19 protein-coding genes and 1 pseudogene are annotated in these 24,601 nt (G+C 45.8%); 12 read left to right on the top strand and 8 right to left on the bottom strand.

All coding sequences use genetic code 11. From position 1 onward, the window contains the following. Positions 1 to 118: 118 nt before the first annotated feature. Positions 119 to 1,678, top strand: a pseudogene (locus RLO19_RS08245) (ATP-binding protein); the annotation flags it as partial. A 260-nt stretch (positions 1,679 to 1,938) separates the two neighbouring features. After that, positions 1,939 to 3,000, top strand: a complete 1,062-nt coding sequence (rsgA, locus tag RLO19_RS08240) for a ribosome small subunit-dependent GTPase A (RefSeq protein WP_446355446.1) — start codon at positions 1,939 to 1,941, stop codon at positions 2,998 to 3,000. Between the two features lie 271 nt (positions 3,001 to 3,271). Here the strand turns inward: rsgA and RLO19_RS08235 are convergent, their stop codons facing one another. Further along, the gene (locus RLO19_RS08235) at positions 3,272 to 4,765 is read right to left on the bottom strand and encodes a multicopper oxidase family protein (RefSeq protein ID WP_446355444.1); all 1,494 of its coding nucleotides are present in this window, start codon (positions 4,763 to 4,765) and stop codon (positions 3,272 to 3,274) included. A 242-nt stretch (positions 4,766 to 5,007) separates the two neighbouring features. On the opposite strand from RLO19_RS08235, the gene RLO19_RS08230 reads away from it, so the two are divergent. After that, positions 5,008 to 5,460: a beta-lactamase hydrolase domain-containing protein gene (locus tag RLO19_RS08230; RefSeq protein WP_446355442.1), complete on the top strand. Its 453-nt coding sequence runs from the start codon at positions 5,008 to 5,010 to the stop codon at positions 5,458 to 5,460. A gap of 21 nt (positions 5,461 to 5,481) precedes the next feature. Further along, positions 5,482 to 6,876, top strand: a complete 1,395-nt coding sequence (locus tag RLO19_RS08225) for an MBL fold metallo-hydrolase (RefSeq protein WP_446355440.1) — start codon at positions 5,482 to 5,484, stop codon at positions 6,874 to 6,876. Positions 6,877 to 7,369: 493 nt separating this feature from the next. Here the strand turns inward: RLO19_RS08225 and RLO19_RS08220 are convergent, their stop codons facing one another. After that, a complete protein-coding gene (locus RLO19_RS08220; protein ID WP_446355438.1) occupies positions 7,370 to 8,137 on the bottom strand; it encodes a hypothetical protein in 768 nt (255 codons plus the stop codon). A gap of 236 nt (positions 8,138 to 8,373) precedes the next feature. Between RLO19_RS08220 and RLO19_RS08215 the strand changes: the two genes are divergently transcribed. The 5 genes from RLO19_RS08215 to RLO19_RS08195 all read left to right on the top strand — a co-directional run bounded on the left by RLO19_RS08215 (position 8,374) and on the right by RLO19_RS08195 (position 13,721). Next, positions 8,374 to 8,763, top strand: coding sequence for a hypothetical protein (locus RLO19_RS08215; RefSeq protein ID WP_446355436.1), 390 nt, complete (start codon positions 8,374 to 8,376; stop codon positions 8,761 to 8,763). Positions 8,764 to 8,974: 211 nt separating this feature from the next. Then, entirely contained in the window at positions 8,975 to 9,799 is an 825-nt protein-coding gene (locus tag RLO19_RS08210) for a M90 family metallopeptidase (protein ID WP_446355434.1), read from the top strand. Positions 9,800 to 10,203: 404 nt separating this feature from the next. After that, complete coding sequence (locus RLO19_RS08205) at positions 10,204 to 11,784, top strand: mechanosensitive ion channel family protein (RefSeq protein ID WP_446355432.1); 1,581 nt, start codon at positions 10,204 to 10,206, stop codon at positions 11,782 to 11,784. Between the two features lie 74 nt (positions 11,785 to 11,858). Then, positions 11,859 to 12,155, top strand: coding sequence for an Mpo1-like protein (locus RLO19_RS08200; RefSeq protein WP_446355450.1), 297 nt, complete (start codon positions 11,859 to 11,861; stop codon positions 12,153 to 12,155). Between the two features lie 177 nt (positions 12,156 to 12,332). Then, on the top strand, positions 12,333 to 13,721 hold the full coding sequence (locus tag RLO19_RS08195; RefSeq protein ID WP_446355430.1) for an amidohydrolase family protein: 1,389 nt from the start codon (positions 12,333 to 12,335) through the stop codon (positions 13,719 to 13,721). 53 nt (positions 13,722 to 13,774) lie between these two features. Here the strand turns inward: RLO19_RS08195 and RLO19_RS08190 are convergent, their stop codons facing one another. The 4 genes from RLO19_RS08190 to RLO19_RS08175 all read right to left on the bottom strand — a co-directional run bounded on the left by RLO19_RS08190 (position 13,775) and on the right by RLO19_RS08175 (position 17,427). Beyond that, on the bottom strand, positions 13,775 to 14,656 hold the full coding sequence (locus tag RLO19_RS08190) for an ABC transporter permease (protein ID WP_446355448.1): 882 nt from the start codon (positions 14,654 to 14,656) through the stop codon (positions 13,775 to 13,777). Positions 14,657 to 14,762: 106 nt separating this feature from the next. Continuing rightward, on the bottom strand, positions 14,763 to 15,878 hold the full coding sequence (locus RLO19_RS08185; RefSeq protein WP_446355428.1) for an ABC transporter substrate-binding protein: 1,116 nt from the start codon (positions 15,876 to 15,878) through the stop codon (positions 14,763 to 14,765). A gap of 2 nt (positions 15,879 to 15,880) precedes the next feature. After that, positions 15,881 to 16,288, bottom strand: coding sequence for a hypothetical protein (locus RLO19_RS08180; protein WP_446355426.1), 408 nt, complete (start codon positions 16,286 to 16,288; stop codon positions 15,881 to 15,883). Between the two features lie 5 nt (positions 16,289 to 16,293). After that, positions 16,294 to 17,427: an ABC transporter ATP-binding protein gene (locus tag RLO19_RS08175; protein ID WP_446355424.1), complete on the bottom strand. Its 1,134-nt coding sequence runs from the start codon at positions 17,425 to 17,427 to the stop codon at positions 16,294 to 16,296. 377 nt (positions 17,428 to 17,804) lie between these two features. On the opposite strand from RLO19_RS08175, the gene mrdA reads away from it, so the two are divergent. Next, complete coding sequence (gene mrdA, locus RLO19_RS08170) at positions 17,805 to 19,598, top strand: penicillin-binding protein 2 (protein WP_446355422.1); 1,794 nt, start codon at positions 17,805 to 17,807, stop codon at positions 19,596 to 19,598. A 170-nt stretch (positions 19,599 to 19,768) separates the two neighbouring features. Next, positions 19,769 to 20,767, top strand: a complete 999-nt coding sequence (locus tag RLO19_RS08165) for a GAF domain-containing protein (protein ID WP_446355420.1) — start codon at positions 19,769 to 19,771, stop codon at positions 20,765 to 20,767. A gap of 323 nt (positions 20,768 to 21,090) precedes the next feature. Here RLO19_RS08165 and RLO19_RS08160 read toward each other — a convergent pair whose 3' ends face one another. Both RLO19_RS08160 and RLO19_RS08155 read right to left on the bottom strand, forming a co-directional pair. Continuing rightward, positions 21,091 to 21,972: a universal stress protein gene (locus RLO19_RS08160; RefSeq protein WP_446355418.1), complete on the bottom strand. Its 882-nt coding sequence runs from the start codon at positions 21,970 to 21,972 to the stop codon at positions 21,091 to 21,093. Positions 21,973 to 22,500: 528 nt separating this feature from the next. Further along, positions 22,501 to 22,686, bottom strand: coding sequence for an NblA/ycf18 family protein (locus RLO19_RS08155; RefSeq protein WP_446336274.1), 186 nt, complete (start codon positions 22,684 to 22,686; stop codon positions 22,501 to 22,503). A 924-nt stretch (positions 22,687 to 23,610) separates the two neighbouring features. Here RLO19_RS08155 and RLO19_RS08150 point away from each other — a divergent pair. Beyond that, on the top strand, positions 23,611 to 24,384 hold the full coding sequence (locus tag RLO19_RS08150) for a PEP-CTERM sorting domain-containing protein (RefSeq protein ID WP_446355416.1): 774 nt from the start codon (positions 23,611 to 23,613) through the stop codon (positions 24,382 to 24,384). The last annotated feature ends 217 nt before the right edge of the window (positions 24,385 to 24,601 follow it).

The raw sequence follows: 24,601 nt of genomic DNA, 5'->3' as shown, positions 1-24,601 counted from the left end.
TAAACCTAGACGGCTTTTAAACTATGAGCTGGCAAGCACCCATAGATTCCATGACCCCAATAACGTAGCGTTTGCTGAGACTGGCGATCCATCAATGGAATGATCGTGTTGTCCACGGTTGTCCAGTGTTAGGCGGATAGCACTCCAACAATCGGAACTCTATTCTAGAGTACAGGCAGAACTCATCGAGCGGCAACGGATAGAGAAAGAGCTACGAGTCAGCGAACAACGATATCGTTCCGTCGTCACCGCCATGTCTGAGGGAATTATACTGCAGCAAGCAGACGGTCAGATTATTGCCTGTAATGCCAGTGCCGAAAGCATTTTAGGACGTTCCGCTCAACAAATACTCGGACAAATCGGTATGAACTGGGGGGGACAAATCATTCAGGAAGATGGCTCTCCCTTCCCCAGCCAAGAGCATCCCGCGATGGTAACCTTACGCACAGGGAAACCCCAAGTAAGAGTCATTATGGGGATTTCCCCATCCAAAGCATCACTCCTATCCTGTCCGGTGAACGACTCACATCTTCCTGGAAACAGAGCAAAGGGGGGAGGGCTGAGGCTAAAACAGAAGGAGCCCGTTTACCAGGAACAAAGAAAGCATATCACCTGGATTAGCATAAATTCTCAACCGCTGTTTAATCCCGGAGACAGCCAACCCTACGCCGTTGTCACCTCATTTTCCGACATCACCCAGAGCAAACGTTCCCAAGAAGCCTTGCACTTAATCACCCAGCAAGAACGAGAAAGAGCCTTGCAACTCGAACAAGCCTTGCAGAAACTCCAACGCACCCAAGCCCAACTGGTACAGAATGAAAAAATGGTTAGTTTAGGGCAACTCGTCGCCGGGGTAGCCCATGAAATCAACAACCCCACCAGCTTCATCTACGGCAACATTGCTCCCGCCTCTGACTATGCACAAGACTTGCTGCACCTAGTCCAACTCTATGGCAAACACTATCCCGAACCCGTTGCTGAGATTGCCGAATACATAGAATACATTGACCTAGAATTTATTGCCACCGATTTCCCCAAACTTCTCGCCTCAATGCAAGAAGGCGCTCGTCGCATCAGTGAAATTGTCCAATCCTTACGCCACTTTTCCCGACTCGATGAAGCCCAGTGCAAGCGGGTGAATCTTCATCAAGGCATCGATAGCACACTACTGATTTTAAAACATCGGCTGACCCAACAGGAGAATCGTCCTCCGATTCAACTGGTTAAAGACTATGGTCAACTGCCGTTAGTCAACTGTTATCCAGGTCAACTCAATCAAGTGTTTATGAATATTCTTAGCAATGCCATTGATGCCCTTGACGAAGCTCATAATACTGCCTATTTATCAGGAATAGCTTCAGCCAACCGGGGGAAGTTCCATGACTACTCGACAACAAATCCTCAACCCTCACCGATGATTCGGATTCACACGGAATTCGTTGAACCCAACTGGGTAATTATTCGTATTACTGACAACGGTACTGGCATCAAAGCAGAGGTTCAGTCTCGAATATTTGATCCGTTCTTTACTACAAAACCCGTCGGTCAAGGAACCGGTTTAGGATTATCAATTAGCTACCAGATTATCGTAGACAAACACGGGGGACAGCTTCAATGTCATTCCCATCCCCCTCAAGGAACAGAGTTTGTAATTAAGTTACCTGTCAATAAATCATAATTAGCCGTTTCTACTCGGCTGAATCGGGCGCAAAATCTGAGATCACTGTAGTGTTTTTGTAGTATAATACATAAATATGTTGTCGGGCAATACCCGGAAGGATAACTCTATGTCTGAGCTTGTAACCATTTCCACCCCAATAACACAACTCAAGGCAACCACAGAGGGTTTGACGCGATCGCGTCGTTTCTCAGGCTAACGAACGTCAAAAATCCTCTGTGCGCCTTGCCCAAATCAAGCAACAGACACTGAGGAAATCAATGAATTTAGAATCATTAGGCTGGAGTGAATTTTTTGCCAACAGCCTCAATTCCCAATGGCAAGAGGGTTACACCATTGGTCGAGTTGCCCTAGAGTACAAAAATACCTACCGTCTCTACACCGAACAAGGCGAACTCTCAGCAGACGTTATCGGCAAACTGCGATACCAAGCAACTGGACGCCAGGACTTTCCTGCTGTAGGAGATTGGGTAGTGATTCGCCTCACCAATGAAGGTAAACATGGGATAATTCATCGCATTTTGCCCCGAAAAAGTCAATTTCAAAGAAAAACCGTTGGCGCAAAAACCGAAGTCCAAATTATTGCCACGAATATCGATACCATATTTTTGATCTCTGGTTTGGATGGGGATTTTAATCTGCGGCGCATTGAACGCTACCTGCTTCTGGTGTGGGAAAGCGGCGCGAATCCTGTAATTGTCCTCAATAAAGCGGATTTATGCGAGGATATTGCTGAAAAGCAAGAGGCTGTTGAAGCAATCGCTTTTGGTGTACCTGTGATTATATTAAGTGCGGTCAAAAATCAGGGATTAGAAGCCCTAAAACCTTACCTAAAACCCGGACAAACTGTTGCTTTACTAGGTTCCTCAGGCGTCGGCAAATCAACTTTGGTGAACCAGTTAATCGGTCAAGTCGTACAAGCGGTTGGAGAAGTCCGTTCGGACGATAGTAAAGGGCGACATACCACCACCCATCGCCAATTAATTCCCCTGGCTTCAGGAGGTTTGCTGATCGATACTCCAGGGATGCGGGAACTTCAGATCTGGGCAGACGAGGAAAGTTTAGCCGATACCTTTACCGATATCGACACCTTAGCCCAGCACTGTCGTTTTCGCAATTGTAAACACCAAGACGAACCCGGTTGTGCAGTGCAACAAGCCTTGGAAAATGGCACCCTTGATGATCAGCGTTTCCTGAATTATCAAAAACTGCAAAAAGAACTTCACTATTTAGCCAGGAAACAAGGCCAAAAAGCCTCTTTAGCGGAGAAGGAAAAGTGGAAAAAAATCACTAAAGTCCTGAGGAATCAACACAAACACTGATGCCAAATCGCAGAACATCATAGCACCGATGTAGGGGCGGGTTTCACAAATATCGTTTCTGGTTTATCCAAATGCCACTAAACCCGCCCCAGTCAAATTGTGCAATTGAATTATACTTCGCACGGTTATAGTTTGTCATTCTGAACGGAGCGATAGCGGAGTGTTAGCGAAGCGGGGCGCGATAGCGCACAGAATCTCACCAGATGCTTCGCTGAACTCCGTTACGCTCTGCATGATCAAAGCTACGTTTTTGACCGCGAACAGTATAACATCAACTCACCATTTCTATCGTACCCATCATGCCTAAATCTTCATGGTCTAAAATATGGCAATGATAAACTGTTTTTCCCGGAAAATCTGCAAACCGAACCCGCATCCGCACTGTTCCCCCAACAGGCACTAAAACTGTATCTCGCCAAGCCCGATAGGGTTCAGGTTGACCATTGCGGTCAATTACTTGAAAATGATTAGTATGTAAGTGAATCGGATGATCCATCATCCCCGTATTCACCAACTCCCAATCTTCCACAGTATTTAATTGCACCTGGGTATCAATGCGCTGGTGGTCGAATATTTTGCCATTAATCAAAAACACCATACCCTGTCCCGGAGCCATACCATGACTGAAAGTAAAACGTCGTGTCGTCTCAGGTTCGGGCAAGGCGTCTACCGGAATCAAGCGTTTGGGTAAGGGAAGCGGTTCAACTTGTCCTTTATAGCGGAGTGTGGCTAATACCTCGACATTTCCGGAATCGTTAGTCTGTCCACGACCCATCATACCACGACCCATCCTACCACGACCCATCATGCCACGACCCATCCTACCACCACCCATCATACCCATACTCCCTCGGTTATAGGGTTGATTTAACAAACGGTATTCTCCAGGTTCTCGCTCTCCGGGCACCAGCACATCAACTCGCTGTCCCGGCGTTAACAGTAACTCTTGCTGTTCGACAGGTTCAGAGATAGAACCCCCTTCAGTAGCAATTAAATAAAAGGGATGTTCCTCTAAACTCAAACGGTAAAAACGAGAGGGCGAAGCATTAGCAATTCGCAGACGCAATAAGCCACCCGATGGAATCGATAGAGTCGGATTAACCTTACCATTAATAGTAATCAGTTGTCCTTCCCGTCCATGCATTTGCTCCATGGGGTGGGGTGTAATCACCTGACCACCGCTATCTAAATCAAAATCCTGGATAACCAATAATTCTTCTTGCGCCGCTTCAATTTCAGGAATCTGGTCTAATTCACCACGCACAATAAATAATCCCCCCAGTCCCCAAAAAACCTGCTTGGCGACCAAACCATGTAGGTGAGGATGATACCAGAAGGTTCCCGCCGGATGGTTTTGGGGAATCGTGAATTCATAGGTTAGTTGCTCCCCAGAGGGAATTTCCAGAAAGACATTATCAGCATTCCCAGTGGGGGAAACATGGAGTCCGTGATAGTGCAGGTTGGTTGCTTCTGGTAGATTATTACTGAATTGAATCCGAACAGAATCTCCTGGCTGAGCTTCTAAAACTGGACCGGGAACTTGTCCGTTGTAGCTATAAAGTTTGGCTTGACGTCCGGCGAGGTTAATATCACCGTAACCCGCATCGAGAGCAATATCGAGTTGTCCGCCTTGGCTACTCAATCGCCTGGAAGACAAGCGTAATTTTTCGGACTGCGCTTGTTTAGTCGTAGCCGAAGAACACTGACTGAGTAAGATAGCGCCAGCCGTTGAGCTACTGAGGAAAAAGAATATTCTTCGATTCATCTTTAATTAGGGATTGCTGAATAAGTATAGCAGTAGACACATCGATTAGGACAAACGAACTGTTGTAGAATAAGTTGCTAAACGTTAAAAAGTTAGCCTCCGCTCAAAATAGAAACCCTCTTTAGATAGAAAACAATATCCTTCTCAGGTTAGAGTAATTGTCCCATTTTTCAGCCAAAACTATGAATAGAATATAAATAAGCATTTATACTATTGACATTTGAACAAGGAGTTAGACTTTCATGGAAAACGCCAAAAAGATTAACGATAACTTAACCGTAGCCACGAATCAGGTGACGCCGGAGCAACTGCAACAAGCGGCTCAAGAGGGGGTAAAATCGGTATTAAATCTGCGATCGCCCTCCGAAGAGGGGTTTGCTAGCGATGAACAGCAGCAAGCCGAAGCCGCCGGATTGCAGTATGTCAATATCCCGGTTAAACCCGATGGGATGACAGAGCAACTGGCAAATCAAGTTCTCCAGCAGATCGAAGAACTGCCCAAACCAGCCCTGATTCACTGTAAGAGTGGATTACGTTCGGGGGCGATGGCATTAATGTATGTGGCAACTCGCGAGGGAATGACCGCCGAACAAGCCATGGAAAAAGGGAAAAACATGGGCTTTGACTGTGAGAAATCCCCTCAGATGAAAGAATTCTTCAAAAGCTATATTTCACAGCATTCACAAGGGAGTTAATCCTTAATCGGAGAAAGAATCATGGCATTAGTTTTAGAACAAATTAACACCGAAGGACTAGCGCTGCTATCCTATATAGTGGGAGATGACAAAGCAGGTGTAGCCGCCGTTATCGATCCGCGTCGTGACGTAGATATTTATTTACAAATAGCGCGATCGCGTGGTGTGAGAATTACCCACATTCTGGAAACCCATATCCACGCAGACTTTGTATCCGGTGTCCATGAACTTCAAGCCCGTACTGGCGCGACAATTTACGGCGGGAAGAGTGAGGATTATCAATTCCAGATACAGCAACTGAGTGAAGGAGACGAGTTACAAATTGGTACAGTTACCCTTCGCGCCCTGCATACTCCTGGACATACACCAGAACACATTTGCCTATTAATTCATGATGCTCAACAAGGGAAAGAACCCTTTGGCGTGCTGACTGGGGATACGCTGTTTAATCTAGATGTTGGGCGTCCCGATTTAGTAGGTACAGGGACAGAGAAAAAACAGGCGGCGCAACTGTATCACTCATTATTCGACAAATTAGTCCCGTTAGGCGATCGCGTCGAAGTCTATCCCTGTCACGGTGCGGGTTCCTCCTGCGGTAAATCCATTGGCGATCGACGACAGAGTACTATTGGGAATGAACGGATTTTTAGTGACGCCTTTAAAGAGCGAACCGAAGCGGAATTTGTCGAGTGGATTTTGGGCGATATGCCAGAACCCCCCACTCACTACTCACGCTTAAAGAAAGTGAACGCTAAAGGGGCACCAATTAAAGGGTGTGTGCCAACATTGCAACCCTTCTCCCCTCAAGAATTCCAACAAAAGATGGCAGATGAAAATACTCTTGTCATCGATACCCGTTCGATGCTGGCATTTGGGGGTGGACATATCCCTGGTGCAATTAACATTGCCCTCCAATCTGCCTTCCCTACCTGGATGGGCTGGATGATTGACCCCGAAAAAACGCTGCTATTGGTTATAGATAGTGCGCGAGATTTATCATTGGTTACTGAACAGTTATTCCGCGTTGGTTACGATAACTTAGCCGGATATCTCCATGATGGGATGAAGAGTTGGCAGAATGCTGGACTACCCTTGCAACACCTTGGTGAGTGGACTGTGCATGAGTTGAATCAGCGCAAAGAAGACTCAACGCTCACGGTGTTAGATGTGCGGACTGATAAAGAGTTTCACAGTGGCTGCATCCCTGGCGCTGAACATATTTATGTTCCCCATCTAGAAGAAAAACTGGATAAGTTAGATAAAAATAAAACCCTAGCCACTTACTGTGGTAGTGGATATCGGGCGTCTATTGCTGCCAGTTTGCTACAAAAGCATGGGTTTGAAAAGGTAATCAACATTCCCGGTTCATGGAGTGCTTGGAAGAGTGCCGATTTACCCGTGCAACAATCGGCATAAACACATCAGAATTAGCTCAATAAAACGGTAGGGGCGATCCGCTTGATTAACTGAACGCGATAAGGGACTTGCGGCTTAATAATGTACCAATCCAGCTTCTGACTTTTCACGGGATCTGGAAAACCTCTCTCCAAACCTCTCTCCATCCCCCCTAGCCCTATCCCCCCTAGCCCCCCTTTGAAAGGGGGGTATAAAGGGGGGTATAAAGGGGGGTATAAAGGGGGGTTAGAGAGAGAGGCTTTGAATTCTCCCCCTTCCCTGCAAAAAAAGCGAAGCATCCCCTGGTCTCCCCCGTGCAAAAAAAGCGAAGCATCCCCTGGTCTCCCCCTTTTTAAGGGGGACGGAAGGGGGATCTAAAGGGGGACGGAAGGGGGATCTAAATCCCAGCCGAACTTTGCACTATTCAAGAGTCAACCAATTTTATTGAGGCTGGGCAAGAGTGATATATTAGCAATTTGTGGTCAATTTAAATTGAATTATGATTAGGAAAAGGCTAAGGATAGACAAATTGAAATCCTGTCGTTTCTAGGATTACCTCAGAACCTTGACGGACAATAAGTCTTGTTGAACTCTCAGATATTTCCGGACGATCTGGATTATCCATTGGTTGTTCAATTACATAAAAATAATTCCCATTTCTCCACCCTATTGTACATAGCCCATCACGACAGGTTACTCGACCACCTGTTAAATCAATACAGTTACCTTGGGAATCACATCCCCGATAGCTCAGATTTCCTGTTCCATTCACTCCTGACCAAGAATCCCAATTACCAATCGTTATCGTCCAATCACCATTACTTAATGTTTGTGAATTTCCTGGGTTTTCCGAGTTTCCGTCTCCAATAGTCTCCATTTGGGTAATCAGAGACTCTATTCTGGTCTTGCCACAGGGTTCAGCACTTTGGCAATCATTAACAGGAATTCTTTCATAAAAAAGGCGTACTTTTTGATTGAGAAATAGGTTAGAGTTGGCACAGATATCAAAAGTTGCACCGACTTCATATTCAATATTATTTTCAGCAACCAGGGTAACGTAACACATTAGGTCACCATTAACCATACTTTTAACTTTACCAACTGTTGGATTATTGCCAACGATTGAGGTTTCCGAACCAGAAGTCGGTTGGCTTACGTTCGATGCTAATGTATCCGTACTGCTTTGGGCTTTACTGAGGGAAGCTTTAGGCTTAGAGGGTAAGGGAGAATGGCAGGCGATCGCGAATGCTAACACCACTCCCGATATAATAATAGTTTTCACGAGGGAATTGCTCCTAAAAAACAGACCGATGACCGAAGTTCTGCACCCAACGTGTCACATCTAGCTTTTTCGGGATTGGTTGAATCTCTCTTGTATTTTTACTCAAGAGGGTAGTTAAGGGATGTTTCTGTTTTGGTTACTTTACGAAAAATCTATTGTGACAAATGAAAAGCTGTAATGTAAGTAAAATGAGAACTGTATCTCCCAATTGTACTCTAGATTGAACCCCAAAAACGATGAATTCTAACAAAAAGCTTCCTAGCGTTTCTATTTCCGATTCCCTCTACCAATCTCTGACAACCTACCAAAAGCAACACCAACTCGACTCCCTTGACTCGGCGGTTGTAGAAATTTTGACTCAATTTTTCCAGCTAAACAAAGAAACCAAACGCTATGCTACTGTCGAACAATTGGATATCGTTGCCGAAAAAGTTGACCGCCTTAGCCAACAAGTCGCGACACTGAGTCAGGTAAAGGCTAATAATACCCCAACCGCCGCATCGTCGCCCACCCAAACAACTAAGCCAATACAAAAATCCGCGATCGCGTCTGAGGTATCTAAGGATTGGAAAGACATCGATGACGAACCCGATGAAATTCTCCATGATTTCCTGGAGTATCAGTAATCAATTAACCTCACTTCTTGATCCCCTCTCCTACCCTCCGTTATACCCCCCTTTATACCCCCCTTTATACCCCCCTATACCCCCCGTTATACCCCCCGTTATACCCCCCGTTATACCCCCCTTTCAAAGGGGGGCTAGGGGGGATGGGGGCTAGGGGGGATGGGGGGATGAATAGGGACTGGGAGTGAGAACTAAAACTTACAATAAATATATGCTTGAAGCTATTACTGTTTTAGTAATTATTATTGGAATTTGCGCGTGGGTTCTATTAAGTCCACTTCTGACTAAATGGCGACGTAACCGTATCCGCAATAAACCTTTTCCTGGGCGTTGGCAAACATTTATCGAGCAAAACTCTCTATTCTATCACCGTCTCCCTCAATCCTTACAACGAAAACTCCAGGGTTACATTACTCTTTTTTTAGCCGAAAAACAGTTTATTGGCTGTGGAGGATTACAGATTACGGAAGAAATCAAACTGGCAATTGCTACCCAAGCTTGTCTGCTTTTACTGAATGATAGCGGTGACTATTACCCCAATTTGGTTTCAATCCTTGTTTATCCTAGCGCGTATCGGGTCAAACCGACGAAGCGAATCAGTGATTATGTCGTAGAAGAAAGAGATGAAGTGAGACTGGGGGAATCTTGGACGCGAGATCAACTTGTCCTGTCCTGGGAGCAAATCGAATATGATCTACAGAATTGGCAGGATGGACATAATGTGGTTCTCCATGAATTTGCTCATCAGCTCGATCAAGGCGATGGTATGATTAACGGTGTACCGAAGCTGGACTCTAAGGCTGATTATCGGGCGTGGGCGCAGGTATTTACCCAAGAGTATCAGCAATTACAACGTGATGCTCAACGCGGTAGAAAAACAGTGATGAATAAATACGGTGCGACTGAACCAGCCGAATTTTTTGCTGTAGCGACAGAGACATTCTTTGAAAAACCTGAGCAAATGGCGAGGAAACATACCGCGCTTTATCGGCAATTGAAACATTATTATAAGTTAGACCCACTAGAGTGGACGTGAACGACAAGGGCTTTGTGATCTTGTACTATTCTCAGAATAGGAGGTATAGGGTGAGCGTCCAATTCATAGGACAATGGCTCCGAACTAGAGGAGCTGAAGACATCTGGAGCATCCGTTTTGGAAAAAGCATTCCCCAAAGTCACGGCACTGCCTGCAATGGTTTCAGCGCCTTTAAAACAGCTAACCTGCAAAATTGGGATGCTCTCAAAACATCTCTGGATAATAGCAAACTTTAAAAAACTATCAAACATGCCATTCTTTGCTACCATAAAAGGATAAGTAAATAACCTTTATTTTATTCATGCCGAAAACTCGGCTAAGCTTTTATATGCCAAATGACATGAAGAAATATGCCAATATAATCATAAATAAATAGTCAAGGGTAGTGTTGCTGAGTAAAAAATATGAACGCATTAATTATTTTGGCTGAAGTCAGTCTGGTAATTGTCATTTTCTTGGTTTTGACTTGGCTTGTGAGTCAGTCATCAAAGCTGTTGATTAAATACCCACTATTTAATATCAGCGCTCCACAAGTCAAAATCATGCGTCGGAACATCACCGGATTGTTACTACTGACTTGCTTGGTGCTGTGTATTTTGATTGTCGGTGTTAATGGTTTCCTGATCTATCAAGGGAAAGACTTACAAAAATATACACTCGACCTGATTAGGCTTATTCCACCTAGATTTTGGCTAGCCTTAGCAGTTGGCATGGCTCAAAGTCTTGGTGCGGTAATTTTAGCGGCGATCGCTCTAGCCTTGATCAAATACTGCCTCGAAATAGCGAACACTCGCGCCAAAAATATAGACAGCAGCAGCACCGATGATGAAAGTATTGATGCTTTTTTTAGCGAACTTTATAAAAGAATAAAATGGGGGAGTTTGCTGTGGATAATCGGTTGCTGTAGTCTGTTTTTAAATTTACCCCCCGTAATTTCTGACTATATTTTTGTCGCCCTACGAATCTATTTAATCATCGCGGTTGGATTACTCATCATTAAAGCGACGGCGGCGATCGTGGATATCCTAGATGCTCTCAGTATCAGATACTCTAGCCCGGATAACCTATTAAGATTTTACGATCGCCTACGCCACCTGATCCCCTTTTTGAAGCGGTGTTTGGAATTAGTTCTCTACGCCTGCATCGCTACACTGGTAACTCAGCAGATTGAAGTCATCGCCAACCTGTCCGATTTTTGGCTGCGAATTATCAAAATTATTACCCTGATATTCTTGAGCCGGGTGTTTTATGATGTGGTTTATTTACTGGCGGAAGAATTAGTCTTTAAAGAGAAACATCTGACCGACAGGCAAAGAAGCAGACGCTTAACCCTGATTCCACTGTTTCGCAGTATATTGCAATACTCAATTTATTTCACCGTTGGGATTTCAATCCTGTATACTCTTGATATTGATCCAACTCCTATCCTAGCGGGTGCGGGTATTATTGGTCTAGCGGTAGGTTTTGGCGCCCAGGAACTGGTTAACGATATCGTTTGTGGCTTCTTTATTCTGTTTGAAAACTACTATTTAGTCGGGGATTATATTGAAGCGGGGAAAGCAGAAGAGAAAGTCGTCGAGGGTACGGTGGAGGCAATTGAACTGAGAACCACCCGCCTCAGACATCCCAATGGTCAATTACAGATTATTCGCAATGGCGCGATTGGTTCGGTAACGAACTACTCTAAAGAATACATATTTGCCGTCGTAGAAGTTTGCATACCCTATAATGCCAACTTAGCCCATGTCTATCAAGTTGTTGAAGAGGTAGGACAGGAATTAAAAGCCAATTATCCCGATGTCCTTGAACCCACACAAGTTGATGGTGTGGAAAGTCTAGGGGAGTCTAACTTGTTGCTGCGGACATTAACAAAGGTACAGCCAGGAAAGCATATTCTAATCCAGCGCATTCTGCGGAAGATGTTTATGGATACCTTGCGCTCCGAAGGTATTCTATTACCGGCTCCGATTAAAAATGAAGAATAATTTAATAGGTGTGCCACGGCACTAAAATGTTTTAAGCTGGCTGAGTTGAGTGTCACTGTAGGAGAGTCCCATTGTTGAACAACTTCCAAGAAGCAAAAGCCCATTTCATCGCCTCTCACCAGCATCCGATCAATCAGAGGCTGCACCACCTCACCAACCTACTCGCGATCGCAGCCGTAATCCTACTATTCTATGATTGGCGCTTAACCTTGGTTTGCCTCATCCTCACCCAAGTCTTTGCTCTAGGGGGACATGCGTTCTTTGAGAAGAATGAACCCGCGTTTCGCAAATATCCCGGTATAACCATCCTCGCATCCCTGTCTTGGTCATTCGAGAACTGGTTTGGCTTGCGCCCCGCCAGGAAGGTGTAGAGACGTGCCATGGCACGTCTGGGAGATGGGTGATACCAAATCCCTTGGGCATTTTTTCCTTCTACCCAGGCGAGCCATCTGCCTCCTGCCTTGGAGCCTTCTTTTCCCATAGCCCGAATCCGTAACATTTAGTAACATTAAAGACTTAAACCTTCATCAATACATTGAGGAGTGAGAATGTATCAAGACTTGCTAGTGATCGATGCCGATGCTCATAAGCTAGAGAATCCGATGATTATGCGGGATTATCTAGAACCAGAGTATCGCGATCGCGTCGGTTTAGTGATTGATAGTCTCGGTGATCAACGGGCAAAGATTATCGACTTTAATCCAGAAACCGGGAAAAATGACTTCCTGCGGATGTTTCCCCAACCTCAGGGGTTAGGTAAAGGGGGCTTTCGCAATCTGCATCCAGATACCACATTAGGTGCGATGTTCAATCGGGTGCGGATTCAACACATGGATCAAGAGGGGATTGATGTCCATGTTATCTTTGGCACGCTGAATCTGATCTTTTCCAGTATTCTGGATAAAGACTTTGCGATCGCACTCTGCCGCGCCTACAACAATTACATGGCAGATGATTGCCGGGGTTATGATAATCGCCTCAAACCCATTGGGGTTATTTGTCTCCAGGATGTAGACGAAGCGGTTAAGGAAATGTATCGCTGCGTCAACGAATTGGGGATGATTAGCGTCGCCGTTGCGCCAAATATGCCCATTCCCCATCCCAAAGCCCCCGATGCGTTTCCCGAAATCCGCACCTGTAAGGCAATTAGCCATCCTGACTTCCGTCCGATTTTACAAGCGGCGGTAGACTTGGATATTGGCTTAGGGATTCACGGGGGACCTGGTTCCTACATGGTGGGCGGAATTGCAGATCATCTGGAAACCTTTGTCCTCAACCATATTTTCGTCCAGCGCAACCAGCAACAACTAGCATTAGCGCGGATGGTATTTGACGGGGCGTTTGAACAATTCCCCACCTTACGGGTTGGCTTCTTAGAAGGCGGTTGTGGTTGGGTGCCAGATTTAGCCCATGCATTCCACGAACATTGGGAAAAGCGGATTCGCGACTTTGACCCGAAACATCCCTATCGTCCCTCTTTAATGGAATTCACCAAGTTGATGATTCAAGAAAAAGGCGGACGCGATAATGTCAACATTATCTCTCAGGCGAAAAACCTGTTTGATTTATTGTGGAATGCGGCACATGATCCGACCAAAATTGATGATGCTAGCTTGTATGAACATTATGAATTGCGTCACCGTGACCCCTTAGAGTATTTTGAACGGGGTCAAATTTTTACCTCCTTTGAATCCGATGATCCAGGTCCTGCTTATTTGCCCGTGGCGATGGGTGAGATTGGTAAGCATTTAACCTGTTTCTCTGGGGATTATGGTCACTGGGATGGTGTGCTGCACGGCTGTGTCCAGGATGCTGCAACTGTTGCCGATTATGACCGAGAACATCTGGGACTGCTGTTGGCGGGGAATGCGTTAGCCTTATACGGCGAGCGTTTGCGTCAATCACTACCAGAAAAACTCATGGTTGGTAGCGTTTAAGACTAGAGATCGACCTGATTAGTAGAGACGTTCCAGCGGAACGTCTCTTATTACTAGCGCTGCGGTTCCATATCCCCATACTTAATCAAAAGCGCGATCGCAATACTCACGGCGAAAATTAACACCATACTCAGCGCTGAACCAAATCCCCAGTTCTGTGTTGCTCCCAGAAATTGGTTGTAAATTAGACGGGATACCGTCATGCTGGAAGCCCCCCCCAACAACTCCGGATCAACAAAATCCCCTAACGCGGTAATAAACACCAGAATCGAACCGGCTGCAATACCAGAAAAGGTTTGGGGTATGGTTACTTTCCAAAACGTTTGCACCGGATTAGCCCCCAAATCCGCCGCCGCTTCTAATAAACGCTGATCCAATTTCTCTAAAGATGCATAGAGAATTAACACCATGTACGGTAAATAACTATACGCCATACCAATTAATACCGCCGAACTGGTATTTAAAACTTCCAACGCCGGTAAACCAATCGCCGTTAATATGGTATTGAGTACCCCTGTGGGTCGCAGAATCGTAATCCAGGCATAAGAGCGCAACAGAGAGGAGGTAAAATTAGGCAAAATAAACCCCAATAAAAGTAAATTCTGCCAACGCTTTGGTGCCATCTGAGCAATCCAGTAGGCTACTGGAAACCCCAACATCAGACAAATCACCATCGTACCCACCGCAAAAAACAGCGATCGCGCCATCACCTGAAGATTAATCGGTTCAAAGACGCGCAGATAGTTCTCCAATCCAGAGGGGTTGACAATATCCCCAGGTTTAATATCAGGAACCAAGCTCAACTCAAAGATGACTAGGGTTGGTAAAACCAACAATAAAAACAGCCACAGTCCAGCGGGTCCTAATAACGTCAAGGGTTCTAGCCACCGACGCCCTTGACCTGTGGGTTCTTCTATAAACGATGGTTCAGCCATACTATCCGTGGCTGCGGGATTGGGTGAGGAGGTAGGAGAAATTTTTTTGTTGGTAGACACAGTATAATGATAAATTATGAATTATTGACAAATGCCTGAATTTATACTAAGAGCTGGTTAGTTTTGTCCAGTAGCGTTCATAGACGGCTTCAACTTCTTCTAAAGGTTCCAAATTTTCGCACCGTTCCAGTGCTTCTTCTGGGGGAAATAGACTGGCATTATTTTTAAGTTCGGGAGGTAAAAGATTATAGGCGGCTTTATTGGGGGTAGCAAAGCTGAGGCGTTCGACGATGCGTGCGGCGACATCCGGCTGCAACATAAAGTTAATCCAAGCGTAAGCGCCATCGATATTGGGAGCGGTTTTGGGAATAGCTAGGGTATCAATCCAGAGTGAGGAACCACTTTCAGGAAGCACATAGCGTAAATCCTCATTTTCTGGCATGATTTCAGTGGCATCGGAAGAATAACACATGGCGATTTTCAAATCTCCACTGAGAATTTGGGGACGCCAAGCATCGGACGTAAAAGACGCGATCGCTCTTTTTAAGTCCATCAGGGCTTGATACGCTGCTTGAATATGTTCCATGTTGGTGGAATTGTAAGAATACCCCAACATTTTCAACGCCGCGCCCATGACTTCTCGCACATCATTAAGCAAAGTCATCCGTTTTGCCAATTGCTGCTGATACACCCACAGATAGTCCCAATCTTCTGGAGGAGGTTGGACTTGCTGGGTATTGTAAATCAAGCCTGTGGTTCCCCAACTGACGGGAACAGAGTGGCGATTCCCCGGATCATAATCGGCTTCCTGAAAACGGGAAAACAACCGGTATATCCCCTCAATGCGGGATTGTTCGAGTTCTAGCAACATCCCCATATTGATCATCTTTTGCACCATATACTCCGAAGGGTAAATGATGCTGTAAGCGCCCCCGCCACCCGCCTGTAGTCGAGCCAGCATCGCTTCATTAGAATCATAGACATCCGCGATCGCTCTAATACCTGTTTCTGCCTCGAAGCGGTCTAACAAATCTTGGTCAGTATAGCCAGACCAGGTATAAATGTATAACAGATTGCCATCGTTTTGACTCCCCGCTGCAGGGCTCACATTCGCCAGTCTCCAGCCACACCCTGACAGCGTTAGCCAGGGTAAAGTTGAAGCCGCCGCTTGTAAAAACTGACGGCGGGTTGGTCGTTTTTGGGATGTTGGCTGGTTAATCATTTTTAGCAATAGCGGACAGATTGTTCTAGGGGCAAAGGTTCGCCAGTTTCCGCATCGGTGTTGTGACAGGCAAACATAACCTTGGGGGGAAGTTTCTCAAATTCGAGATCATTCCCATTCCCTTGCAGGACATAGCCGCGTAATTCTTTTATGGGTAATTGGGTAAATTCGTCAATATCAGGCGTAAAAGAACGCAGGATTAACGAACCATGGGGTTGACATCCCCCCAAAAGTTTGGCGACAAAGAATTCCTTGATATCCAACTGTGTTCCGTAGGTTACCTTATTTCCCTGACGATTAAGGTCAATGGCAAAGGATTCACCATTACTATTAAGGAACGTCGCGATCGCACTCGAGTTACAGTGGGACTCCAATTCCGCTAAAAACAACCGTACTCCTGATTCTGCCATGGTAATTACTCCTCTAAAGCGATACAATCGGTCGTTGCCCAACGGGCGTACACGGAGGTATGGGGTTCGGGTAGCTTATTCATGGTATTATTCGGCAGCATCACCGTCAGGCGATCGCCGGTTAGGAGTTCCACGACCAAGTGAACGTGAGTTCCCAGATACATAACATGTTTGAGACGACCTTCAAAGCAATTCACCGTTGAGGAAGGCGGTGAAAGGCTCAATCGAATTTTCTCCGGACGCACGCTAACCACCATTTCCTTGGAGTTACTCCCCCATTCTTTGACCTCAGGGGACTGTACCACCATCTCTAAACCACTGGACGTGATAATCTGTAGCGTAGAGGAATCGGCAGCGTGCAAACGACCCTTAAACAGATTTGTATCACCAATAAAATCAGCCACAAAGGGGGTACGGGGACGTTCATAGATTTCAGTGGGGTTGCCCACTTGTTCAATTTTCCCCCCCTGCATCACAGCAATCCGATCAGACAGACTCAAAGCTTCTTCTTGGTCATGGGTCACCATAATAAACGTTAACCCCAAATCCTGATGCAAGTTGGACAGTTCCACCTGCATTTCTTTGCGAAGCTTAAAATCTAAAGCCCCCAAGGGTTCATCCAACAACAGAACCGTGGGACGATTCACCAAGGCTCGTGCTAATGCTACCCGTTGTTGTTGTCCTCCAGACAGTTGAGCGGGAAATCGATTGCTATAAGTCTCCATTTTCACCTGTTTGAGGGCTTGTTTGACTCGATCCTCAACATCTGTCCCCTTGAGCTTTTTCAGTCGCAACCCGAAGGCGACATTTTCCGCAACAGTCAGGTGATTGAATAGAGCATAACTTTGAAATACCGTATTGACAGGTCGGCGATGAGGAGGTATGTGATTCATAGGTTGCCCTTGAATCAAGACCTCACCCGCCGATGGGGACTCAAATCCTGCCACTAAGCGCAGGGTAGTCGTTTTACCGCAACCCGATGGACCGAGAATGCTAAAAAATTCTCCCCGTCGGATCTTCAGGTCAATGCCCCGAACGGCAGTCTCGCCCTTGAAAACCTTGAAAACCTTGCGGAGTTCAACATCAAGCTCAGCCGTAATATCCGGAGCGCGTTGGTCTTTGACGGAAGGTTGAAACATAATAATTCATTCACTAACACAAAGTCGCCCTGATTTGACCGATGAAACTCTATCTGATTTTTATACTTGGGTCTATTTTATCTGTCTACTAATTGTGTGGGGTGGCTTCAGATAACTGACCCGCTAAAATTTCCACTGCTCTCAGACATAGCCTGTTACCTTGTCAGAACATTGCTCTCTGGCTCCATGATCCTGCACGCTGTTAGTCAAAAACGTCCCCTGGAATGCATTCTCGGAAAGGATGCGCTATTATTTCACCTTGTGTGACTGGGTTAACGACCTAGTTTGGGACAGATAAGCCACTTTTGTGAAAAAAGCGTCACAATCAACACTAGACTAAGTACAAATTACTGAAAAGAGTTGAGAAGCTGTTTACCATGACCGTAGTTCAGCCCTATTCCGTAGGTCGCCAAACGACACCCCGTACCGTTGGACGAAATTACCAATCGGTTATTGTCATGCTGATTGTCAGCTTGTTCCTCGTTGGAGCCATGGGTTCTCGTCTGGCGTATTTACAGTTGGTTCAGGGAGAACGTAACCGACAACTGGCTGAAAATAACCGGATTCGGCTGGTGCCCAAGCAGCCGGTGCGGGGCAATATTTTTGACCGCAAGGGCAAAGTGCTAGCCAGTTCTCGCTTGTCTCATTCCGTGTTTTTGTGGCCCGTGGCGCTGAAAAAAGCCGAATGGCCCCAAACGCGCCAACGTTTGTCCCAACTGTTAACTATTCCGGAAGAGGAGATTCAAAAACGGGTCGAACGAGCTGGCTTTAATTCACCCTCACTGATCCGAATTGAACGGGGTCTCTCACCTGCCCAAATCACCGCTCTACAGGAGTATAGTCATCAACTAGATGGAATAGAGGTGGATATCGAAGCGGTAAGAGACTATCCCAATGGGGATTTAGCTGCTCACGTTTTGGGATACACCGGTGAACTGAATGATCAAGAACTAACACAACGCCGCGCCGACGGTTATCGCATGGGTGATGTTGCCGGCAAGATGGGGGTTGAAGAAGCATTTGAACCAACCCTGCGGGGAGAATGGGGCGGTCAGCAAGTGGAGGTCGATGGTGCGGGTCGAGTTCTGAGGATTTTGGGTGAGAAAGAGGCAAAATCTGGTAAAGATCTGCAAATTACTCTCGATTTAAAGACTCAGAAGGCAGCCGAAGCCGCATTGGGCAATCAAAAGGGAGCGATTGTTGCCATTGATCCCAGAAATGGAGCGGTTTTAGCCATGGTTAGCCGTCCCACATTCGATCCCAACATTTTCTCCAGCCGGATTACCCCAGATATGTGGCAGGAATTGCAAGGGAAAGGAAATCCCTTTGTCAATCGGGCGATGCGTGGGTTTCCACCGGCGAGTACGTTTAAGGTGGTGACCCAAACAGCCGGTATGGAGTCCGGAAAATATGGACCAAGTACCGTGTTGCAAACCTTTGCGGCACTGAATGTTGGGGGTACATCCTTTGGCGAATGGAACCGTGCAGGTTTTGGTCCGTTGGGATACCAGCAAGCTATGGCGTGGAGTAGTAATACGTTTCATGGTCAAATTGGCAAAGGGGTAGGTGGACCGACTTTAATTGAATGGGCGAGGAACTATGGATTTGGTCAACCAACAGGAATTGAGTTGTCTGAAGAAGCTGCCGGTTTGATTGCAGATGATGCCTGGAAGCGGGAGCGCTTTAACTGGGAATGGACGGTTGGGGATACCGTGAATATGTCCATTGGTCAGGGATTTACTCAGGCAACCCCCCTGCAAGTGGCGGTTATGTTTGCCGTTCCGGCTAATGGTGGCTATCGAGTTAAACCCCATTTATTTAAGGACAATGAGCCGGTGGACAAGTGGCGAGTGTCGATGGAGATGAAACCTTCAACTACAGAAACCCTGCGTAAGGGATTACGAGCCGTGGTTGCTAGTGGTACGGGGCAAGTGTTAAATGTGCCTCATTTACCTCCAGTAGCTGGAAAGAGTGGCACGGCAGAGGCGCCACCAGGAAAGCCTCACGCCTGGTTTGGTGCTTTTGCTCCTTTTGATCAACCTGAGATTGTTGTGGTGGCTTTTGCTGAGCATTCCGGTGGCGGTGGCGGTTCCGTAGCTGCACCAATGGTTAAGCAGGTATTGGAAGCTTACTTTGATGCCAAGTCTCCGGACGAGGAAAAGAAACAGTAGGTAAAGTGTTGAATTTGGAGCTGGGGGAGCTGTGTAGAGACGTGCCATGGCACGTCTGGGATCAGGGGGAGGTGGGTAGAAGGATTCCCCATGACGAATCCCCTATCTAGAACAAATAACGTATTCATTTTACGCCAATTGGCTGATGCTAGTTCCGGGAAAGTTATTGTATGATTACGTTAGATTTCCGCTGCTCCTATATGTCAAAAACATTGAGTGTGCATCCTAAATATATCCAAGCTGTCGAACAAGCTTGGAGATATAAGAGTAACGGACAAGAGCAAGAGCTAGCTGAACAGTTAGGTCGCTCCCTACCTATTGTAATTAATAATCTTTTTCTCAAAGGTCAGCCGGTTAATCAGCTCAATTTCCTGCAAATTTGTCAGCTATTAGGACTGGATTGGCGAGAAGTTGCTGGATTGGAGGGAAAAGAATCATCGTTAACCTCTTTATCTTTAGCTCTAAATTCGGGTGAAAATAAACTTAACTCCAGTTTGTTTGCCCAAAAAGTAACGGTTGATAAAGCGTTACAGGATTTGGTACGTACTCTTTGTGAAATGTTAGGTCGTATCACCCGTAAAGCTGGAGACTTGCTGAGTGCCGATCGCACCAGCATATTTTTAATCGATCAGCACAAGGAGGAAGTAGGTTCTTTAATTGCTGAGGATGGGAAAGGGGGTTCCCTAATCATTGATATCCCAATGAACAAGGGGATTGTTGGTCTGGCTGCTCGCTCATCAAACATGATCAATATTCCCTTTGATGTCTACGACGATCCCCGTTCAGAACAAGCGAAGAAAACGGATAAAAAAACAGGTTACCGCACTTATACGATTCTGGCTTGGCCCCTATTGAATCGGCAAAAAGACGTTGTTGCTGTTGCCCAATTCATTAATAAGCTCAAACCTAATTCAAACCATAACGAAGACTTATCCCAGCGAATTGACAAGAAAGGGTTTACCTCGGAAGATGAATTCGTTTTTGCCAAGTTTGCCCCATCAATTATGGGTATCTTAGGTAAATGTCAGCTCTGTCATCAACTGGCTCACAAACTGCAAACGAATCAAAAAATTACCAGAGGTGGTGTTGTCCTGAGAGAAGATGAGCTGATTGCTGAACTCAGGCAGCGAGAGAAACAGCTACAGCATAGCTTAGCTAAGCTATTATAAGCCTTCTGTAGGGGCGACCCGCACCTCATCAATGAACAACTCCAGTCCACTTAATCTGCAAGGAGTCGCCCTTTATTCAAGTCTTTGACTTAATTCGGGCTTGCTGCAAAACTTCAAAACCCTTATCTATCAATGCTTTGAGTAGCATGGACATTAGATCATCTTCAAGGAAATAGGGTAAAACCATTTCATACCCTTGCACCGCTATCAGGGAAAATGTATCATTGCTCCCCCTGCTTCCAGACGTAGCATGCTACGTCTCTACATTGCTCCCCCGGCTCCCCCGGCTCCCTACCCCTCCACAAGACTCCCTGGAGCAGACTCTAATTCGGTGGCGGCGGAAAGAAGAGAACGGGATGCCAACTACGCCGCATCAACTCCCCTGCAAAGCTACGGACGGGTAATTTAATAATACTGCCGATTGTTTCCGAGGAAACCGCGATCGCGCTGATGTCAAAAACTGTCCCAGCATCTAAAACTTCCAGATAAGGATTACCGACGCGGACTTCTGTCTTTACCTGCAAACCCAGCGCTTCTAAGTCAGCTTTAATCTGCTTGAGCTTCTCCTGGGCTACTTGCAACTGTTGCTCCTTCGATACGGGTTTACGTCCCACTTCTTCAATCACCCATATTAACAAGCACTCAGAGAGTGAGCGATCGGGGCGATTTTGAGCATAAGCTTTCACCTTTTGCAAGAGATACTCCGATGCCTTACCGCCATTATAAGGAATTAGAAAATAGCGGAATAGATGTTGACAGCGCAGATCGAGTTCTTCACAGGTATAAGTCGAAATCAGTTGGGGACGCAGAATCAGGAGTGGAATGGTAGAACTCCTCGCTAATCCGGCTGTAGTGCTACCAAAAAGCTTTTCTTGTAAAAAATTGCGGCTTTCCATCCCCATCAGAATCACATCGGCGTCGTAGCGTTTGGCAACTTTGGGTATATTATCTAAAGGACGCCCTGAGATAACTTCGATGTGAACCTCCACGCCCTCTGGTATAGCCTTTAATCCAGCTTCTAGGCGGGAGCGATCGCGGGCAATTCCTTCCTCATCTATCCGGGGAATTTCCCCTTCCTCCCACAACGGTACGCTATGGAGAAAGATGATCTTTTGAATACCATTAGCCGCTAAACTGGGTACAAACTCGACTAACCGATACAAACCGTCGGCAAAATCGGTGCAAATTAAGCAACGCTGAAACATAGGATAGGAGAATTGTTTTTTTATCACAGATCCCAGGGACAAAGCAAGTTTGGCGTTGGGCTGCTTACGGATTCAAGCTTACCCCTTGGAGGATGTCTATGATAAACTTTTGCTTTTTCTTTGAGACAATACCAAGCAAATCAACAATGGTATTGTTGAACGCCGTCTGATCTAAACTATCCAAACTCTACATCAATTAGCTGTCCAATCATAGATGAGGAAAAGATTATTTTCGTTCAATGTAGCTAAATTACTTTTAGGCTAATCATTTCTGCCTATTCGCTGCACTCCCTTTTCACTGGTGTGGCGTTGTGTGTTTGAGAGAGTGAATACTTCAAGCTAATCTAATCCAATTCTCCTAGGTTGGTCGTACACCTTAAAGCCAGCAATAAGGACACTCTTCGATAGTCCCTAACCAACAGAAGCCTTACGCTTAGTTGACGCCCCAGCATCCCCAGCTCCTTTCCACCGCAGGAACCGAGCAAGAGACGGAGGTCGCCCACTACATAGGGACCACTGTTCGTACTTTTAACTAGGTTCTAGACCCCATTCATGCTTGAGAAACTCCTTATACATATTCTCACGCATGATCATTTGCTCGTAGAGCTTGATGAGAAAGTCTTGAGCTTGCTCACGGCTCATTTTCTGCACCTGGGTTTCAAACGAGCGGATATTAAATTGTTGCTCTAGGGAAAGTTGAATGGGTTGGGACATGGTTATCTCCTCAAATGCTAGAAACAATGGACATTCAGATGACCCAAGCCGCCATTTGGCAAGGGCTAGGTTCTATGAACGGGTCAAGGGTTCCCAAGCTATATTAAAAATAGTAACAATTGTTTGACAAATTGACCATACCTCCAAATGAAGATTTCTATGTAAATCCAAAGATGGAGAACCCCTGGGAAAAGTTTCCGCTCTTGGATTGAGGCAGTTGTAGCAGCTTGTTCCTAGAGCAAACTGCTCAAGGTGAACAGTTGCTTGAGTATATTTACTGAACATCAGCAAACTTTGACATCATTGCCATACTGAAGTTAAACGGCTTTAATTCCTACTAATTTGATGCTTTAGCGTTTGTTATACCAGATACAAGTATCGTTTAATACATAAGTAGCGTTTAATATATGGTTATCAAGTTGGCAGGTCTGTTTTCGGGTTGAAGCCACCTTGATTTCCTGTCGCTGCTGGATTGTCACTACGCTAATCGTTGCTCTGAGCGCGAGTTTTACCCGAACCCAATAACGCCGCAATATGTTGCGAATAATCCCGATAAATTCGTGAGTGTAATTGAGAAGAATGCCTACTTCCTCGGTATGGAAGATGGGATGTTCTAATATTCTCAGAGCAGGGCAAAATCCAACTAAAGCCGATGTCTTTCTTCATGAAAGCTTCATATAGATGGGGATAGATGCAGAATTTGATAAAGAGTTGATGAAAATTCCCCCTTTAGGTGGACGATTATCTAGACGAGAGTTTATTAAGGTCTAATATGTAGTCAGGGGAGAAAAAGACGGTAGATCCGAGTAGCCTCAGCTCATCGGCTTCAGCCTAACTCTTCCCACACCGCAATAATTCTTCACAGTTTAGATTCTTATATCTGCTCTAATCTAGAATTAAAGCCTTAACAAGTAAGGATATACTATGAAATTACCATTCAGTTCTACCCTAAGTATCGCCGCTGCTACAGCTACTGCCTTAGTTTCCTTGGGCGCTCCGGCGCAAGCCGCTAGTTTCCTAGGCATTGATATCGTTGAAGATAGCCCAGTGACGGGTATCGCTCCAGCCATCCCCCACAAAACCAATGTATTCGCTGGTGATGGCAAAACCTACGAATTCAGTGTATTGGCTCCAGATGGGTTAGGTTCCCGAGGCTTGTTTTACTCGGACTTTGGCTTTATGTCCGGTGGGAAGTTTACTGCACTGTTTATGGAAGGCGCTAACCCAACCGCCGCTAAACCAAATGGCAATTCTTTTGATATTCCCAACAGTGCCTTTATCAATGATTGGCAAGGGACTTGTGACATCACCATCAAAGCACCCTGTAGTGTTGAATATACCTTTGAAAAAGGTGTCGAATACCAGATCGGCGCTTGGGATCGTGGTTTTACCGGCACTGGAACACCAATATTTCAGACCTTTGGGGTAGCTCAGCTAGACAGTTTCACATTCCCCAGCTTGACTGATCAAGCTAATCCAAACCCACTCATAACCGTCTCTGATCCAGGATACTACTTCATCGGTCTAGAAGATACTCGCTTCCCTCTTGCTAATGGTCAATTTTACTATGACTTCCAAGACTGGGTTGTAAAAGCGCAAGCTACAGAGTCAGTACCTGAACCCGGTACAGTGGGAGCGTTGCTGGGTTTAAGTGCGCTAGGTTTCATCAGCCGTCGCCGTCAATCTGTTAAGCGGTAATTGCTGACCCCCAATTAGCGACAGTAGGGGTTTGGTCACCAAACCCCTACTAGGGCGTGGTGAGGATGTCAAGGTGTGAATCAAAAACCGTTTAATCGAGATCTAGAGTAGGGGCACGACATGTCTAGAGTAGGGGCACGACAAGTAGGGCCCCAACAGCAAGTGGTTAAAAGGTAAAAAAAGCGGTGTAATTTTTTTGTTTGATATTATGGAAAAA

It is taken from the genome of Coleofasciculus sp. G2-EDA-02 (genome assembly GCF_040226375.1).
Classification (GTDB): Bacteria; Cyanobacteriota; Cyanobacteriia; order Cyanobacteriales; family Coleofasciculaceae; genus Coleofasciculus.
The sequence above is the reverse complement of the archived record's forward strand: the minus strand, read 5'-3'. Positions and strand labels throughout refer to the sequence as shown.